The sequence below is a fragment of the Shouchella phoenicis genome (assembly GCF_047238345.1).
Taxonomy (GTDB): Bacteria; Bacillota; Bacilli; order Bacillales; family Bacillaceae_D; genus Shouchella.
The window spans coordinates 577,475-594,324 of sequence record NZ_JBDFMQ010000001.1 but is presented as its reverse complement, the minus strand read 5'-3'; the positions used below and the strand labels follow the sequence as shown (position 1 = coordinate 594,324).

The window sequence follows — 16,850 nt, the reverse complement described above, 5'->3', positions numbered from 1 at the left end:
AGAGGAATTGCTTTTTTTACGGAAGAGTAAAGAAGACGCTTTTTTTGCCAATTTTTATTTGCCTATCGGTGGGCATATGGATGAGAACGAACTAAACAACCCTGAAGCCGCTTGTTATCGTGAAATCTATGAAGAAACAGGTATGACACGTTCCTCTATTAGAGACTTACGGTTGGCCTATATCATCCACCGTTTAAAAGAAAAAGAGATATTGGGAGCACAAACAATGAATGAACATCAGTGGAAACAAACGTTACATCAAATCAATCCTTCATTAACAATTAACCTTCTTACCGTAAATGATACCGGTTGGGATCATACCATCGTAACCGTAAATAATGACACGGTTTTTCGCTTTCCAAAAAAACCAGACAGCGAAGCCTTATTGCGTAAAGAATGGTCATTTGTTCGGACCATCCAACGAACGAAATTTATGCTTCCTGTTCCGGAACTATCACCGGTTTACAACGATGCTATACTCATCGCACTCACATACACACTTATTGATGGCATTCCATTACATACAGTTGAGAGTACAACGACACTTTCCCAACATGATTTTAGGAAGTTGGGACACTTTTTATCAACAATACATGGGATTAACCCCTCTGAACTTGAAGGTTTTGAGCACCTTCACACCTTGACTTTTTGGAGCGAGCTTTATTCATCCTTGCAAGCTGAGGTTTACCCATTTTTAGATGCTAACTTAACGGTTCACATTGATCACGTTTTTCAAGATTTTTTGAATCAATTCGATACTACATATAGAAATTATCAAAACGTCCCGATCCACGGTGATTTAACGACATCCAATATGATTTACAGCCCCGAAGATCAAAAGCTTGCTGGGATTATCGATTTTACAGATGCACAATTAGGAGATCCGGCATTTGATTTTGCCGGTCTGTATTGGGCTTATGGTTCAGACCTTGTTAAACAACTATTAAATCATTATCCAACCAATTTATCTAAAGAAGACATGCTTTATAGAATTGAGCACTTTTACGGCTTGCAACCGTTATTTCATCACTTACTTTATGTACAAAGAAAGAATCGATTACATGAGGCTAAGCCTATGATTAAAAGATTCTTAGAATTAAAAGATAGGAGTTTTTTATGAGTTATAAGGTCGTCTTTTTTGATGTGGATGGAACACTTACAGACTCTCAGACTGGAGCTATTCCAGAGTCCACAAAAAGAGCAATACAAGCCTTACAAAGGAAGGGCATTCTTGTCGTTGCTGCAACAGGCCGGCCTTTATCTATGTGTGAGGAATTAAAGGAGTTAGGCATCACGACATTTATTACCGCAAATGGTGGGCTCGTCACCCACCATGATGAAGTCATTTATCACACGAGTATGAACGAAAAAACCGTTCGGGCGATTGAGACATTTGCATGGGAGCACCAGCACGCTTTATCTTTTTACAGTCAAGACTTCCACATGAACGGGATTCAAAACGATGCAGTTCAGCAAGCATTGGCAGACACACTATCCATGACAACGTATCCAGCTATCCGACCAAAACATGTAGCTGACCCGATTCATTTATTGTGCCTCTTTATAAATGAAGTTGACGAATACATGTATAAAGTAGCGTTTCCCATGCTTCACTTTCGACGCTGGCATCCCTACATTGTAAACGTGTTAGAAGAACCTATCGACAAAGCACTAGCGATTGAAAACCTATTAAGGTATTTTAACATTGACCACTCACAAGCAATTGCCTTTGGTGATGGTCAAAACGATATTGATATGTTGTCTCTTGTATCAATAGGCGTAGCCATGGAAAACGGTTCAGACGAACTAAAGCAAATGTCCGATTTCGTAACAAAACCAGCAGCACAAGACGGTATTGAGAAAGCGTTAAAGCATTTTCATATTATTAACTAATTGCTACGTTTCTTCATTCTTCTTTTTCCGATAATGGACCATCATTTTAGTGCCCAACTCGTGGAAGAATTCATTCATGACGGGCTTCATGTTCAAAACCTTTGTACCATGAATCCCATTTACGTCTTCCATTGAATCTCTCTATCATTAACTTAATGATTGACTACCCATTTTCCCACGTCCTATCCATTTTCTTCAACGCCATAAAACCCTATATATTCGACTAGTCGTCACACGAATTAGCATCTAGATAAAGGCAAATTTCGACAACCTCTTTTGACAATCTAGTAATCAAAACATTATACTAGTTTTTTGAATACATTAAAAAGGAGTCATGTTTATGGAGGCAAAAAAAGCAATAGATCCAGAGCCAAATCATACTAAACAATACACAACCCGAAATTTAGTTGGACTTATCTTAGGGCCCCTACTTTTTGCCTTAGTTTATTTCCTTATTCCTGAAAGCGCTTTATCTCATGAGCCGAAGATTGTTCTTGGAGTAACACTTTTAGTCGCTACATATTGGGTAACAGAACCTATTCATATGGCGGCTACCGCTCTGCTACCGCTTGTTCTATTTCCTGCTTTTAACGGAGTTGAGATCGGATCAATTGCACCAGCGTATGGAAGTTCTGTTATTTTCATGTACGGTGGTGGCTTTGTCATTGCACTGGCCATTCAAAAGTGGAATCTACATAGAAGAATTGCATTAAACATAATCAAAATGATTGGAACGCGAAGTAACCGAATTATTCTTGGCATTCTCATCGCGACTGCGGCAATTTCTATGTTTGTATCCAATGCCGCTACCGCTTTGATGATGTTACCTGTTGCCATTGCATTAATTAATGAGATAAAAGATAAACAGATATTGAAAGGGCAAAATTTCGAGTTTTTCTCAAAAGGTATATTACTTGCGGTGGCGTATGCAGCCACCATAGGTGGACTCGCAACACTCGTTGCAGCAGTTCCAAACGCGTTGCTGGCGGGCATTGCCTCTTCCCAGCTTGATCGTACTGTAACGTTTGCTGAATGGTTGTTATTTGCAGGTCCAGTGGCCCTCATATTACTGATTGTCGTGTACTTCTATTTAACGAAGATTCAATTTAAGGTTAATTCCAATAATGAAGATTCAGAAAGTACAATGGCTTTTATTAAAGAAGAAATTAAGAAGCTCGGCGCCTTCACAGCAGACGAGAAAAAAGTCGCCATCGTGTTCTCCATTACTGTCTTGCTGTGGACATTGTCTCCATTTATTTCAGCAATCGGATTTATCCCTGATAGTATCGGAAACTTCTTTGATCAATTAGATGATGCCACGATTTCCGTATTTGGCGCTTTGTTACTCTTCTTTCTTCCTAGTTCCAAAAAAGGTGAACGTATCCTTGAATGGACTGACATGAAAGAGCTTCCTTGGGGAATCCTCATTTTATTCGGTGGAGGTATGTCGATTGCAGCAGCGTTTGGGGAATCTGGATTAAATGAATCGATTGGAGATGTACTTCAGACACTTCAAGGTATGGAGTACATTTTTGTCTTATTGCTTTTAGTCGTGTTTGTACTCGGCATTACCGAGGTTCTCTCCAATACGGCGGTTTCCAATTTAATTCTTCCACTCACTGTCGGCCTTGGTATTGCCCTCGGCATTGATCCACTGCTTCTTATGGCTGCCGCGGCCCTTGCAGCAGGTTCATGCTACATGCTGCCAGTTGCAACACCTCCAAATACTGCCGTATTTAGCGCAGGCTATCTCTCAGTCGGCGATATGGCCAAGGCTGGTGTATGGTTAAACATCGTCTCCATCATTGTTATTACCGGAGCCGTTTACTTCTGGATGCCAATTGTATTTGGATTATAAGGTCAAGCGCCCCTATTCAGAACGTTGAATAGGGGTTTTTGTGTTGGGGAAGGATTGCAGTTGAAGAAAAGATCTAAATCAACTCTAACCTTCATAATCTCAAACCCGTACTTACAAGGAGTGCGATGCAGGTCTGACAGCAGGCTTTGTTATTGCATATAAATTTCAATTCACGCACTCACAAGGAGTGCAATGTACACCAATGGAAATTATGTGCGACAAACATACTTTCCACTCACTCCTTCTTTTTTCTACATCATTCTTAATAATTTTTCTCACAGCAAAAAACCACACTCGATAAAGTGTGGCAGATAACGCTTCTCTTTTTATTGATTCAAGTAAGAAAAATATTGGGCTAACTGCTCTTGCTCAAGCTTAATGGCCATATCAATAAATGGGTTAAAATCTGATTTAGCTCCTGCTAGATCCAGGGCACTGTAATAAGACGAACGATCCTCAACTCTAAAAAGGACGGGTAAAAAGCCAGCAGAGAGTAGTTCAAAATTCATTAAGAGCCGAGCTGTTCGTCCGTTACCATCGCGAAAAGGATGGATATTGACAAACATGCTATGTAAACGACTCGCTTTTTCGACAGGATGCATATCTTCGTTGGCAGCGTGCCATGCTACCAATTCTTCCATTTGTTCATTTATAAGATAACTGGGCGTCACTTGATGGGTAGCACCAGAAATTAAAACTTCTTCTTTTCTATATGAACCCGCCGATTTATCGTCAACACCCTTCAGAATTATTGCATGAATAGCTTTGATAAATAGCTCATTTAATTCTGTTCCGATACGTTCTTCCATATATAAACTTGCCTCTTTATGGTTAATAATCTCTAAATGTTCTCGAACCGTTTTTCCCCCAATTGTTAATCCATCTTCTAGTACTACTTTTGTTTCATAAAGAGAGAGTGTGTTCCCTTCAATTGCATTTGAATGATACGTATTATTCAATAGAAAATCTGCTCTTAATGAGCGCAATGTATCCTGAGGAAAAGGACGAAGTTGATCAATCATCGCTTTAAGGTCGTCTATTTGACTAAATTTCGACATAACTCTTCCTCTCCAATCTTTTTTATAAACATCCTTCTATCAACTTAGTATTCCCCATCTATTCTCTCATAGTCAAATTTTAATTTGCTACAATCGTTTTTTATTAATGATTTCACATGCCTCTTTATACGTTCGTAATTGATACGTGACAATATGGAATAACCTGTTATGCTCTTTATCGGAGTTCCCTTGTATTATGCTTTCTACTAACTTTGGTGCTTCCCAAACACTTCTTAACGCAAACGAGATGTAGAAAGAATACGCTAGAGATTCTTTCTTTCCGATCCAACCGCTGCTATCTTGCAAGCCTTTTATGTAATTTGCTAACAGTAGTCTTTTATATGCGTCGACTTCTTCAAAAGGAATTTTCCCTTGACTTAACATAACCCCAAACAGCTTCCCTAAATCTTCACCTAACGCGGAAACACTCATAAATTGCCAATCTATTAGCGTTAATGCACCCTTTGAAATAGATATATTCCCTTTACTCAAATCTTGATGTGCAAGGACTTGCGGCAAACTTTTTAATACATCTAAGTGATAAGGGATCTCCTTCTTAAGCTTTAGGTACGATTCTACGATTTCTTTTATAGTAGGACTTATCATATCAAAATAATCTTCAACTTGAATCGAATAGTGTTGACTGCTTTTAATCCAAGAATCTAACCAAGAACGACAAATCCAGGGTTGTAGTGTAATAGGTTCAAGCATGTACTTACCATTAAATGACCCTAATGTATGTGCCAGAAACTGAAAATCCTTTTTAGTAAGCGTCTGGTTAAATGGACCATCCACTTCCTCCATCCAAAGCCACACCGTCCCCTCAGCTTTCTCTTCAATATAATAGCATTGAGGAGTATTAAAAAGATTCGAATAGCGGTCCAATATCGTTGTAGATAGTACCAATGCCTCTCGCTTCCAGTAATTATGGTGTTGTGGATCTAACTTATCCTCTACTTGTTGAAGAATTTTCAGGATAAGTGACCACTCTATCTCATTATCGACGGTACCCAAAACACGGTATACACCTTTGGTTGTAAAATTGACGTCTTCAGACACAAGCTCTACCTTCCAGTTTAGTTCGTCTCTCGTTAACTGTAGCTGAAGCTGTTCAGAAACACATTTCACTAAAATGTCCTTATCCATCCTTATCTTAAAGTTTAGCTCATCCATTTATAAACCCCCTTCCGCTACCATACAATACGCAATATTATACTCGCAAAAAGTGAATTGGGCAGGTTCTTGCCAAACTTTGATAAGTTAACCATTTTAATTCACGTACTCATAGTTGTGCGACTTTTTCTTTTAAATCCCTAAAAATTGGTATGAGATTTCAATCAATGCAGTTACAAGGAGCGCGATTCTAAACTTGGTGAGTTATTGCCCTTTTCAATACTTATTTCAATCCACGCACTCACAAGGAGTGCAATTGAGCCAGCAAAGACTTTCTTGCTTGGCAACGAAGCATTTCAATCCACGCACTCATAAAGAGTGCGATGCAATCTTACAACGACATTTGTAACAGACTAGGTATTTCAATCCACGCACTCATAAAGAGTGCGATTTCAAAAATCGAACATACGTACTAAATACATCACATTTCAATCCACGCACTCATAAAGAGTGCGATGCGTCATTGTCATTTTCATCAATAACGTCTGCTGTATTTCAATCCACGCACTCATAAAGAGTGCGATCGCCGGGTCTTTCTCAGGAGACAAGGTAAAAGTATTTCAATCCACGCACTCACAAAGAGTGCGATAGCGAAAATCAGCTGCAATAACCTTGATTTCCGCATAAAAAATTCTTAAATAGACTAAAACAAAACAAACGTTCTTACGTATCACTTCTCCCCTTACATATTTATACACATTCAACCAATTTATTGGTGTTGATTCTTTAATAATTTTATGTTCGCTTAGTGTCCACACCAGAATCAGTTAGATTGCCTAAAACGTTCTTCCTCTTCTTTCATTCGCTTTTTTTCTCTATTCCCCTCCCTTATTAATCGTTTATTCGACATACGCCTGCTATAATAAAAGGAATATAAGGATTTAGGAGGAAGACTATGACACTACCAACTAGTAAATTAGTCGAATACTGGTACAACCAGCAAGGCTTCTTTACCATGAAAGGTGAGAAGGATGAGTTCGATCTTTTAGCTGTTCAGAACCAAGGAGACAACACTTGGCGTTATATTCATTGCGAGTTACGTGTTCAGTCTGATGGGCTATTTTTAAAAGAACAACCACAAGAAAAAGGGCATTCATCTACTCCTTCCTTCAAAACAGAGCGCTGGTTACAAGACACATTCACTTCTTTTAAAAGACGAGCTTCACGTGAAAAACGAGTCCCGAATGCTGAGTGGGAGTATCATTTAATTTATGGGAACGGCGTACATCAAGATGAACTAGATCGACTTACTGCAAAAGGGGTCGTCATCCACCCGCTCAGTCAAATTATGAAAGACTTAAAAGAACAGATTTAAGCCTTATCGTTGATGTGGTAAGGCTTTTTAGCGACGGGGCAATCTATGAACAAAATGAACGATATTTTCTTTATCTCCAGAACATCCGATTTAAATGGGAATGTGCTAATCTTATCAAAATATAAAGATATGTAAGCGCAAACATTTTCGTTTTACATCAGGAGGGTTTTAGCTTGTTAAGCATTATTGGAATTTCCATTATACTTATTACTGTTGCTTTGCTTATATGGGGAAAAGCAAGTCCTATCGTTGCAATGATTATTGTTCCATTAGTCGGGGCCTTCGTTGCTGGTTTTGGTCCAAGTGATATTACGAGTTTCTTTGAAATTGGGATTGATCGTGTATTAGATGTCGCGATTATGTTTATCTTTGCGATACTATTTTTTGGCGTGTTGCAAGACACGGGCTTTTTTGAACCGATTATTCGCGGAATGGTTCGTCTCACAAAAGGGAATGTTGTAACCGTGGCAGTTGGTACAGCTGCGATTGGAACAATTGCTCATTTAGACGGCGCTGGCGCGACAACGTTTCTGTTAACGATTCCTGCTCTTCTTCCTTTGTACAAGCGTCTTGGCATGAGTCCTTACTTACTTGTCATGCTTGTTGGGATTAGTGCTGGCATTATGAATATGGTTCCTTGGGCAGGTCCAACTGGTCGAGTCGCTAGTGTCATTGGTGGCGACCCAGTAGATATTTGGATTCCGCTCATTCCAATGCAGTTAATTGGGATCGTTCTTGTTTTAGCGTTAGGCTTTATTCTTGGAATAAGAGAGAAGAAGCGTATTCAAAAAACGGCTCATTCTGAAGCTGCTGCTACATCGATGACCGATGCTGATTTAAATGAAGCATTACAATCCATTAGTAATTCAGGAGACCCGAAATTAAAGCGTTACCATCTTATCTGGGCAAATGCGATTCTGTTCATCTTATTGCTCATCGTCTTGATTTGGAACCCGCTTCCATCTGCTTATATATTTATGATTGGTCTTGTATTAGCACTTATGATCAACTATCCGAACGTACAAACGCAGATGGATCTAATTAAAGCACACTCACCAAGTGCCTTGCTTATGGCTGCGGTTATTTTATCAGCAGGAACCTTCCTTGGGGTATTAGATGGCTCTGGAATGTTAGAATCCATTGCCGTTGATAGTATTGCGATCTTACCAGCAGCTGTGTTACCGGTTTTACATATTATCGTTGGTATGTTCGGTGTTCCGTTCGACATTATTACAAGTACCGATGCCTATTACTTCGCTCTCATGCCGATTGTGGAAAGTATTACATCTGAAGTTGGTGTAGCAAGTGCTTCCACTGCTTACGCCATGATGATCGGGAATGTGGTCGGTACGTTCGTCAGTCCTCTAGCACCTGCTGTTTGGTTAGCAGTTGGCCTTGCTGGAATCGATATGGGGAAATACATTCGCTATTCTTTCTTCTGGTTCTGGGGTTTCAGTATTGTTATGGTCCTTACTGCCGTTTTGATCGGCGTTGTCTAGATTTTAAAAAAGATCCTTGGCTGTGTGCCAAGGATCTTTTTCATTTCAATATTTCTCTGGTAGTAACTCGAGCACATTCACTTTGACGGTTTCCCCTTTATAGGGCAAGATGACGTCCACATCTTTTCCGTAATCGCTAATTAATTCCCGACACATCCCACAAGGAGCCACCACCCAGCATTGTTCCATCTCTTCATGTGGATGCGGGTGTGCGACCGCAACAATCGTAGAAAAAGAATGATCCCCTTCAGAGATTGCTTTTCCTAAAGCCATTGCCTCTCCACATACAGCAATTCTGCCAACATTGGCTTCCAAATGAACAGCCGAATAGATCGTACCAGACGTTGTACGAACCGCCGCACCAATGTGATGCTTGCCGTAACGATAATTTCGCTCGATCACTTGTTCAGCTGCTTCAATTAATTTTATATCCTCTTTTGTTATAAGCTTTACCTTCATCCCTTTTCCTCCAATAAATTGCTTATCCTCGCAGTTGCGCTTCAATGTCTTGCAACCTCTCTTTCACTTCTACATCCTCGACCCGTTCTAGTTCTTGGTTTAACGATGCAAAGACTTCCGCTTGCAGAACCCTTGCTTTAAACAAAAATAAACCGGACGCGTCATCCCTACATGTTCGAAAGGCCACTTCTATAGATTGGTTCGGTTTCGATTTATTACAGTCAACGGTTGTATATTCATTTTTCAACACTCCTTCAAATTATCCTTCTTCCCACTTACTAAATTAAAACAAAGGATAACGTTCCTCGCCTATTAAATGATTTGCACACAAAAAAAAATGAAAGAATTGGCTACACGCTTGTGGACCAGCTAATTTTAACAGAATGTATATTGGGAAATGTTTAATTGTTCTTACAATTATTTGCATTTTCTAGTAAGATTAGACTATAAATGAGGAAAGGAGGTTCATAAATGTCGAATTCTATCCGTTCAGAAGTTGTGGGCGCGAAAATTGTAGAGTAGTATAGCTGTATCATCGCTCGTTCCATTGATCAATCCATTCTTCTACAAGTTGAAATTAAAGACATGCTTAAGAAAATGGAACAAAGTGATCAAATTCTTGCTTATTATGCCCTCGTCGAATATCGCTTTGACATGATGATGAACCAAACAACCGATAAAGAAGCAGGCGACAAAATGCTTAAAAATGTTGATCCTGTCGTAAGAAGTTCGATGGACAATCTCCTACACTATTTTTATTATTTCATTAGCGGACAACATGAGTTCATGCAAGATCATTATCGTAGTGCGATTAAACTGTTTCGTAAAGCAGAACGGTTACTAGAATATGTAAACGACGACGCAGAAGAAGCAGAGTTCCATTACTATATGGGATCTGCGCTCCAACGTATAAATCAATATGTTTTTGCCAGTTCATACTTAGAAGATGCAATTGTTACGTACAAACGTCTCCAATACACCGAGAAAGTAATTTTTTGCTATAACATTATGGCAGGTTTATTCTCCGAAACGGAAAATTACGCAAAAGCGAATGAGATTCTACAGGAAAACCTCATTCAAGCACAGAACTATCCTCTTGCTGAAATTATTGTTCTTCGGATGCTCGGCATTAATGAATACCGCTATAAAAATTATACAGCCGCTAAACAATATTATAAGGAAGTTTTAGAAAAAGTGGGGTCAGATTCACATCCGCTTGCCACTAAAACAAAGTATAATTTAGCACAAACGTTATTTAAATTGAGTGAAACGACAGACGCCACCACTCTCTTAGAAGAGGGCTTAACAGAAGCAAAACATTTAGACCTAGTTGAATTTATTTCGAATTGCTACATACTAAAAGGGTTATATGTAGACAATGACATTGATCTTATTGATCAATCTCTTCAGACACTAAAAAAGCATAATCTTTATTTTGAAGCAGAAGAAATAGCGGATGAATTGGCAGTTTACTTTGAAGAACAAAATCGATTAGATCTATCCATAAAATATTTACGTGAAGCGTATTCATCGAAGAAAAATCTTCTTAAATTAGGAGTTGATTAATTATGAAAAAATGGCTTTCTCTCATCTTACTTACTGTTTTCCTCGTCTCAATTACACCAACGAATTATGATCATTATTCTAGCGATCATAATGTTAATACATACACAAAACCCGATACTGGACACTAAGCTTTTGAACCCATCAAGGGTTCTTTTTCATTCGCTTCCCCTCACTGACTCACGATCCCTACAACACACTTGAATCTTGGCTGATTCTTCGACTGCTTCTTAAACCCTTCTCTAAGATCTAGAATGTAAACGGATCGTCCAAACCAGAGTCTAATATATATGGACTGAAAAACAATTGGTCCCCGACACCCACGGTACTCAATTTCCGTTCCATCTAGACGCTCAACTTCAGTCCGCAACAACCAGCGATTCCCAACCCCACATTCAATGTATTTCAAGACAATCACCCTCCCCAAAAAAAGACGACCGTCTATGTCATAGCGGTCTTAATCAAATCTCCTGTCTTCATTTGTAAATTGATAAAAAAACGGCAGCACCAATGTAAGTGGAATGAACAGGATGAAAACAGCACCAACATGAGCCGTAAATGATAATGAGGTAAACACTTGAATGACAAACTGCGGAATCAACAAGATCAGTACAATGGGTATTCCCATTGTACTAAAACTATTTTTCGATTGGTATTGCTTTTCTTTACATGCTGGGCATTTTGAACGACCGAACGAGCAAGCATACGCTTCTTTGTACGAAAATGAATGGTTACACGACCAACATCTTGGTAAATTCAATTCGTTGCCCCCTTCCTGTCTATTGTAGCAAATTGACATAAAGTTCACAATTCACACTTATATGTCAAACGACTTCATAAATTTTCCTTTTAGTTCATTTATTTTATGTTTGCTGACTTGCAACGTGGTATCCGTACCCCGTAAAACAAGATTAAAGGAATTCATGAAATCATCTTTTGAAAGCGATTCAACACGTGCTAATGGGATTAAATACGATTTGTGAATGCGGTAAAAGTCGTATTTCTCTAGCTTCATCTCGATATTATTTAAGCTTTCAGTAATCTGAATCGAATCTTTTTTTTCTAAGTGTATCAATAACTTCCGATTGTATTTTTCAATAAATAAAATATCATTCACTTCAACGAAATGGAGTCCTTCTTTCACTTTGAATCCAATTTTTTGTGTTGAGCCTTCCGTCCCCTTTTTATGAGCAAGCTTGTCCAATGTCTGCGCTAGCCTTACTTTATCAATCGGCTTTAGTAAAAAATCAAATGGATAATGTTCATATCCATCAATCGCATATTTGTTGTGAGCGGTTACGAAAACAATTTCAATCTGATAGATCGCTAAGCTTCTTGCAAGCTTTAGACCAGTTGTCTCTTCTAATTCAATATCTAAGAGAACTGCATCAACGCAGTTCTCATTTAAAATATCAAACAACTCGTGGCCGTTAACCAACGATTCAACTAAATGGTGTTTAGAATCGTTGAAGAAAGCTTCATACCATTGCAACATCGTGGGATCATCGTCTACTACAATTATGTTTAACGGCTTGGCAAGTTTCATAATTACTCCTTTGCTTTTAAGGACTCTGGTAATTCCGGCTCATGAGAGAAATAAACAGAAGCTAACGTCCCCTTAGAACTCGCTAAACCAAATACCGCTACCATTTTTAATATAAAATTCGTCATACTGCTCCACTCCTTCTTATTGTTGTTTTATCATCAACCCAAGCAATGAAATAGTGAAAAGGCTTGGTGAGTGATACCGCTTGAAGAAAGACTGATAACCAAATAATTGTCGTAATCGTTGGGGAAGAAAGCTCCAATACAAACGTAACAACCATTAGCACGAGAATAAATCCAACAGTCATCCATTTAAACAAACGTTTCTTTTTATCTGTAAACAAATGTTTTGTTTTATGGAGGACGGGCGCATAGACAGCGTATGCGAGTAAGGAAAACAAGGCTATAACCATTAAAATTGGCTCACTAATTGTCACCCAATAAACAGGAGCTAACACAATCAGTACGATCACACCAATACTATAGATCGCACATTTCATGTAACTTGCGAAGTGTGCGCCTCCACCAATAGCACGTAGAAAAATACCAACAAAAAGACAGATCATTGTTTCAATAAACAGGTTAACAATGAGTGAAAAAAGAACAATCACTGATATCTGAAACATAACTGCGAGTGTCCATTCTAACCCATAACGTATTTCATCTTGTTTAGGCGCATACTCCGGAATACGTTCAGCGATTAACGCCGCTAGAGACACGCTAACATCACGGGGAGAGAATACATTCATTCCGATCTTGTTCACCTCCGAGGAATAATCAGAACAATTGTTAATTGATTGTCTGCATTCAGTTCAGGAAAGACTTGCCCGTTATACGAGTGAATGGTTTGCAAGACATTCAATAATCCATATCCTCTTTCTTTTGAAGCATCTTGATGATAAGGTTCTTCTAAATAGGCAATGACTTTTAGTTCGGCTACTTCATTTGTAACTTCGATTCGATAGGAAAAATCGTATGCATACACGCGCAATTCTACTTCTTGTTTTACATGAGGGTGGCTTTTTACATGTTCATATGCATTTGTTAATAAATTCGCAAAGACACTTGTAATTTCATGTGGTTTGAGCGGCATGCCTTTGAGCGTGTCGTCAATTTTGATTTGCAGTTGAATGGCATCGTGATTCATCATTTGCTCAAAATTGATGATTAAATTTGATAAAGATACTTCTTCTAATGGCAAACTCCGATAGACGAGTCGCACTTCTGAGCTTAACTCTTCGACATACTCCTTTAATTTTTTTGTCTGACCGAGATCAGCCATTGCGTATATTGTATTTAAATGAAAAATAAAATCATGACGGATTTTCCGTTCATTCATGATATTAATTTTCAAATGTTCCTCGTGTGTGCGCTGCATTTCCCTCTCCATATCCTTTATTTGCTTATTGATGGAGTACTTAAATAAGAATACAAAAAAGCAAAATAAGATAAACGTAATGTACCATGTATTTACTTGGTAGCTTCCAATTTGAAGAAACAAGAAAATCGCACATAAAAAAGACAGACTCAATACACTCGATATTGTTGCGATTGGTTTTTTAGTACCGTTAAAAACATTTGAAAATGAGAAAATATCAATAAAGTACAGTTGTTTTTTTCTAAAAATAATTAATAGAGCAGCCATTAACAATATGTTTGCCGTTATTGCCAAGTTTCTTACTAACCCTGCTTTGTAAAAGTCTCCTTGATCAACCGGAAGAATAGAAAAAATAACCATTTCAAGAAACAGCACAAGAATAATTGAAAAGAGTACTCCGACTAATGCGTAATACATGGGAATCATTTTTTTAATCGCAATCGTCCACGTTAACAAAAAAGCAAATACAACTAAGCGAATCGCGTGTAAATCAGTTTCGTGTAAAATAAACGTCGTCGCAGCTAAAAATGAACACGATATGATGAAAAAGATGCGTTCATTCCTCTGAACTTTTAATCGAATAAACTGTAGTGCAATCAACATAATGAACCATGTCTCAACAATGGTTAAAATAAACGTGGTGAAATGAGGCATTTGCGTTACTCCTCTTTACATTACTGGAATCCTATAAACATTATGCAAATAAATCTCATTTCCCTTTTATTTTACCCTTGTTATGCGTTGGGAAAATTCCCTGTTATTCCGCTAAGTTTCCCTCTTAAACATATGCTTATTAGTTGCCTAATGTATTTAAATAAGAGCACATGTAGCCGTTTTTATAAGGATAATTATTTTCAAACTACAAATTAACATGATAAAACATTGCTACATAAGCAAAATAAGTCACCCTACAAAAATAACAAAAGTTGGGAAAATAGGTAAAAACATAGCCGTTTTTTCTTATAATATAAAAATCTTCATGAATGAATTCATTCATGAAGACTCCCATTACTTAATCTTTTGAAATGGTTCTGAGCTCTCCCTAGTCTGCTCGTATTCCATAATTTGTTCTTCCATTAAATCTAATCGATTCGCTCCATTATCCTGTAAATAGAACGATACTGTTTTCTTTATTGCGGTCTCAACATTCCAGCGAGGTTCCCATCCTAATGTAAGCCTTGCTTTAGAGCTATCAATTTTAAGATTATTCGCTTCATGAAATGTTCCTTGACCGTATTCAACGTTTAAACGATTAGGATATTCCCGTTGAATTACGTCAACAACATAGTCAACTGATTTTTCCTCAGGTACTGCAAAGTTCCAAGGACCTGAAAACGACTGTCCTTTTTCTACTAACTTCTGTGCCAGGAGCAAGTACCCACTTAACGGTTCTAGCGCATGTTGCCAAGGTCTTGTCGCATACCGACTTCTCACTTTCAAAGAGTTTCCCTCTTGTATAGCACGTATACAATCAGGTAAAAGACGGTCTTTGGACCAGTCGGTTCCACCAATGACATTGCCAATTCTGGCCGTTGCGATAGGAATAGGGCGTCCTGATTTAATATGAAAAAATGCTTGACCATACATTGATGTAATAAGTTCAGAGCACGCTTTGCTTGTCGAATAAGGCTCAGAGCCCCCAAGTTCATCCCCTTCTCGATACCCCCAAACCCATTCCTTATTTTCATAAACTTTATCAGTAGTCACATTAATGATGGCTAGCACATTGCTCTTTTTCTGCTTTCGCACTGCTTCTAACAGATTAACCGTTCCCATTATATTTAATTCAATTGTTGCTCTAGCTTTGATATACGCTTCACTCACAATTGGCTGCGCAGCCATATGAAAAATGATCTCAGGCTGGACCTCGTCTACAACTTCTTCAACTTGAACAGGATTAAGAATATCCGTCATAAATTGCCGAATTCCAAACGATTGTTCAAGCTGCTGTTCAAACATTCGATCCCCACTTGCTTCACTTAATCCATAAACATGAGCACCTAATCGTCCTAACCACGCACATAGCCAGCGACCTTTAAAGCCTGTATGACCGGTTATTAACACTCGTTTTCCCTGCCAGAACGATTTATCCATTTTTTGCTCCCCCCGATGTAGATAAATCAGATTTAAACGAATCGTATTTGTGTAACTCGTCCCCAAAATCTGTATTTGTTTCACCATCTTTTTGGTTAACATCATAACCTGGTTCAACTGTTTGAATTTGTTTCAAACTTCCTTTTATTGATGCTACATAACTCTCATAAAGCGGTTTAACAGAAGGCAAATATCCTAACAGATCTTCTTCTAAGTATGAGGTTCGATAGCGGTTATCATCCAACATTCGAAACCCATGAAAATGATATAGAATTAACTCTTCCACTTTTTCATTGAAATGAATATTCACCCTATTATTATCAACTACAAAATCATACGTATAAGCATTCCATGGCCCTACATTTACACCATGTTGCGTGATTTCTTTTACACCATTGGAAACATTACTCATTGAGTCAGCATATTTCTGATCCGCAAACACACCATCTTTAAAGGAGACACTCACAGTTTTAATGCATTGGTTCATCCACCAATTTGCTACTTTATTTCCTTCGTCAGAGTTCTTAAAGACAACAAAACCTGTATTATATGTCCCTGCTGTTTTTTCTAGTTCAATGATCTCATCTTTCGAGAAAAATGCCGGATGTCTTGTTTCTGGTGTAAGCAGTACATCAAACGGTTGTTCTTTTGAAAGAACTTCAGTTATATTTCCATAAAAATATAAATCCGAATCACAAAGGCTGACAAAGTCGGCACTTGGGTTCCATTGTAAGACCTGATAAACATATATCGACTTTAACGTCCAACAATATTCAAAAAAAGGCCGGGTATCTTTTATAGCCTTCACATGTGCCACTTCAATTTCTTCTTCTTTATGAAGTACCACCTGCTTGTCATTCTTAAGAACTTCTTGTAGCAAAGGGTAGGTTGTTTGTCCAATACACAACACGAAAAGTGTTGCTTGAGGATGATTTGATCGAATTGACTTATATAAAGATAGGAATTGATAAACACGCGTTTTTGAAATAATTGTGCAAAAAAGATTATTCATTTG

The 16,850-nt window shown here is 38.2% G+C and carries 19 protein-coding genes, 1 pseudogene and 1 CRISPR repeat array; of the genes and pseudogenes, 8 read left to right on the top strand and 12 right to left on the bottom strand.

Features of this window, described 5'->3' with window-relative positions; translation table 11 throughout:
- Positions 1-4: 4 nt before the first annotated feature.
- From ABC361_RS03350 to ABC361_RS03335, 4 genes and pseudogenes are all read left to right on the top strand, one after another.
- A pseudogene (locus ABC361_RS03350) lies at positions 5-148 on the top strand (NUDIX domain-containing protein); the annotation flags it as partial.
- On the top strand, positions 143-1,120 hold the full coding sequence (locus tag ABC361_RS03345; protein ID WP_413075709.1) for a phosphotransferase family protein: 978 nt from the start codon (positions 143-145) through the stop codon (positions 1,118-1,120). The pseudogene ABC361_RS03350 and the gene ABC361_RS03345, both read left to right, overlap by 6 nt.
- On the top strand, positions 1,117-1,893 hold the full coding sequence (locus ABC361_RS03340; RefSeq protein ID WP_413072664.1) for a Cof-type HAD-IIB family hydrolase: 777 nt from the start codon (positions 1,117-1,119) through the stop codon (positions 1,891-1,893). The genes ABC361_RS03345 and ABC361_RS03340 overlap by 4 nt, the downstream gene beginning before the upstream one ends.
- A 340-nt stretch (positions 1,894-2,233) precedes the next feature.
- Positions 2,234-3,751: an SLC13 family permease gene (locus ABC361_RS03335; protein ID WP_413072663.1), complete on the top strand. Its 1,518-nt coding sequence runs from the start codon at positions 2,234-2,236 to the stop codon at positions 3,749-3,751.
- 326 nt (positions 3,752-4,077) lie between these two features.
- Here the strand turns inward: ABC361_RS03335 and ABC361_RS03330 are convergent, their stop codons facing one another.
- Positions 4,078-4,809 (bottom strand): Fic family protein, encoded by a 732-nt coding sequence (locus ABC361_RS03330; RefSeq protein WP_413072662.1) that lies wholly within the window; start codon positions 4,807-4,809, stop codon positions 4,078-4,080.
- 87 nt (positions 4,810-4,896) lie between these two features.
- The gene (locus tag ABC361_RS03325) at positions 4,897-5,982 is read right to left on the bottom strand and encodes a phosphotransferase (protein ID WP_413072661.1); all 1,086 of its coding nucleotides are present in this window, start codon (positions 5,980-5,982) and stop codon (positions 4,897-4,899) included.
- 225 nt (positions 5,983-6,207) lie between these two features.
- A CRISPR array of direct repeats spans positions 6,208-6,571; the repeat unit is 32 nt; unit sequence ATTTCAATCCACGCACTCATAAAGAGTGCGAT.
- 306 nt (positions 6,572-6,877) lie between these two features.
- On the opposite strand from ABC361_RS03325, the gene ABC361_RS03320 reads away from it, so the two are divergent.
- Both ABC361_RS03320 and ABC361_RS03315 read left to right on the top strand, forming a co-directional pair.
- On the top strand, positions 6,878-7,297 hold the full coding sequence (locus tag ABC361_RS03320; protein ID WP_413072660.1) for a hypothetical protein: 420 nt from the start codon (positions 6,878-6,880) through the stop codon (positions 7,295-7,297).
- A 173-nt stretch (positions 7,298-7,470) separates the two neighbouring features.
- The gene (locus tag ABC361_RS03315) at positions 7,471-8,796 is read left to right on the top strand and encodes a CitMHS family transporter (RefSeq protein WP_413072659.1); all 1,326 of its coding nucleotides are present in this window, start codon (positions 7,471-7,473) and stop codon (positions 8,794-8,796) included.
- A gap of 45 nt (positions 8,797-8,841) precedes the next feature.
- On the opposite strand, the gene ABC361_RS03310 is transcribed toward ABC361_RS03315, so the two are convergent.
- Entirely contained in the window at positions 8,842-9,255 is a 414-nt protein-coding gene (locus ABC361_RS03310; protein WP_413072658.1) for a cytidine deaminase, read from the bottom strand.
- A gap of 22 nt (positions 9,256-9,277) precedes the next feature.
- Positions 9,278-9,502, bottom strand: a complete 225-nt coding sequence (locus ABC361_RS03305; protein ID WP_413072657.1) for a hypothetical protein — start codon at positions 9,500-9,502, stop codon at positions 9,278-9,280.
- Between the two features lie 284 nt (positions 9,503-9,786).
- Here ABC361_RS03305 and ABC361_RS03300 point away from each other — a divergent pair, with 284 nt between their 5' ends.
- Positions 9,787-10,821, top strand: coding sequence for a response regulator aspartate phosphatase (locus tag ABC361_RS03300; protein WP_413075708.1), 1,035 nt, complete (start codon positions 9,787-9,789; stop codon positions 10,819-10,821).
- 2 nt (positions 10,822-10,823) lie between these two features.
- Positions 10,824-10,949, top strand: a complete 126-nt coding sequence (locus ABC361_RS03295; RefSeq protein WP_413072656.1) for a hypothetical protein — start codon at positions 10,824-10,826, stop codon at positions 10,947-10,949.
- A 41-nt stretch (positions 10,950-10,990) separates the two neighbouring features.
- Here the strand turns inward: ABC361_RS03295 and ABC361_RS03290 are convergent, their stop codons facing one another.
- From ABC361_RS03290 to ABC361_RS03255, 8 genes are all read right to left on the bottom strand, one after another.
- Positions 10,991-11,227, bottom strand: coding sequence for a DUF3977 family protein (locus ABC361_RS03290; protein ID WP_413072655.1), 237 nt, complete (start codon positions 11,225-11,227; stop codon positions 10,991-10,993).
- Positions 11,228-11,275: 48 nt separating this feature from the next.
- Positions 11,276-11,578 (bottom strand): TIGR04104 family putative zinc finger protein, encoded by a 303-nt coding sequence (locus tag ABC361_RS03285; RefSeq protein WP_413072654.1) that lies wholly within the window; start codon positions 11,576-11,578, stop codon positions 11,276-11,278.
- 57 nt (positions 11,579-11,635) lie between these two features.
- Positions 11,636-12,364 carry a LytR/AlgR family response regulator transcription factor gene (locus tag ABC361_RS03280; protein WP_413072653.1) on the bottom strand — a complete coding sequence of 243 codons (729 nt, stop codon included), beginning with the start codon at positions 12,362-12,364 and terminating at the stop codon, positions 11,636-11,638.
- A gap of 2 nt (positions 12,365-12,366) precedes the next feature.
- Positions 12,367-12,489, bottom strand: coding sequence for an AgrD family cyclic lactone autoinducer peptide (locus ABC361_RS03275; protein WP_099302632.1), 123 nt, complete (start codon positions 12,487-12,489; stop codon positions 12,367-12,369).
- The gene (locus tag ABC361_RS03270) at positions 12,486-13,112 is read right to left on the bottom strand and encodes an accessory gene regulator ArgB-like protein (protein WP_413072652.1); all 627 of its coding nucleotides are present in this window, start codon (positions 13,110-13,112) and stop codon (positions 12,486-12,488) included. Before ABC361_RS03270 ends, ABC361_RS03275 begins: the two co-directional genes overlap by 4 nt.
- An 11-nt stretch (positions 13,113-13,123) precedes the next feature.
- On the bottom strand, positions 13,124-14,395 hold the full coding sequence (locus ABC361_RS03265; protein WP_413072651.1) for a sensor histidine kinase: 1,272 nt from the start codon (positions 14,393-14,395) through the stop codon (positions 13,124-13,126).
- A 354-nt stretch (positions 14,396-14,749) separates the two neighbouring features.
- A complete protein-coding gene (gene rfbG / locus ABC361_RS03260) occupies positions 14,750-15,835 on the bottom strand; it encodes a CDP-glucose 4,6-dehydratase (protein ID WP_413072650.1) in 1,086 nt (361 codons plus the stop codon).
- Complete coding sequence (locus tag ABC361_RS03255) at positions 15,828-16,847, bottom strand: hypothetical protein (protein ID WP_099302637.1); 1,020 nt, start codon at positions 16,845-16,847, stop codon at positions 15,828-15,830. Before ABC361_RS03255 ends, rfbG begins: the two co-directional genes overlap by 8 nt.
- Positions 16,848-16,850: the final 3 nt, after the last annotated feature.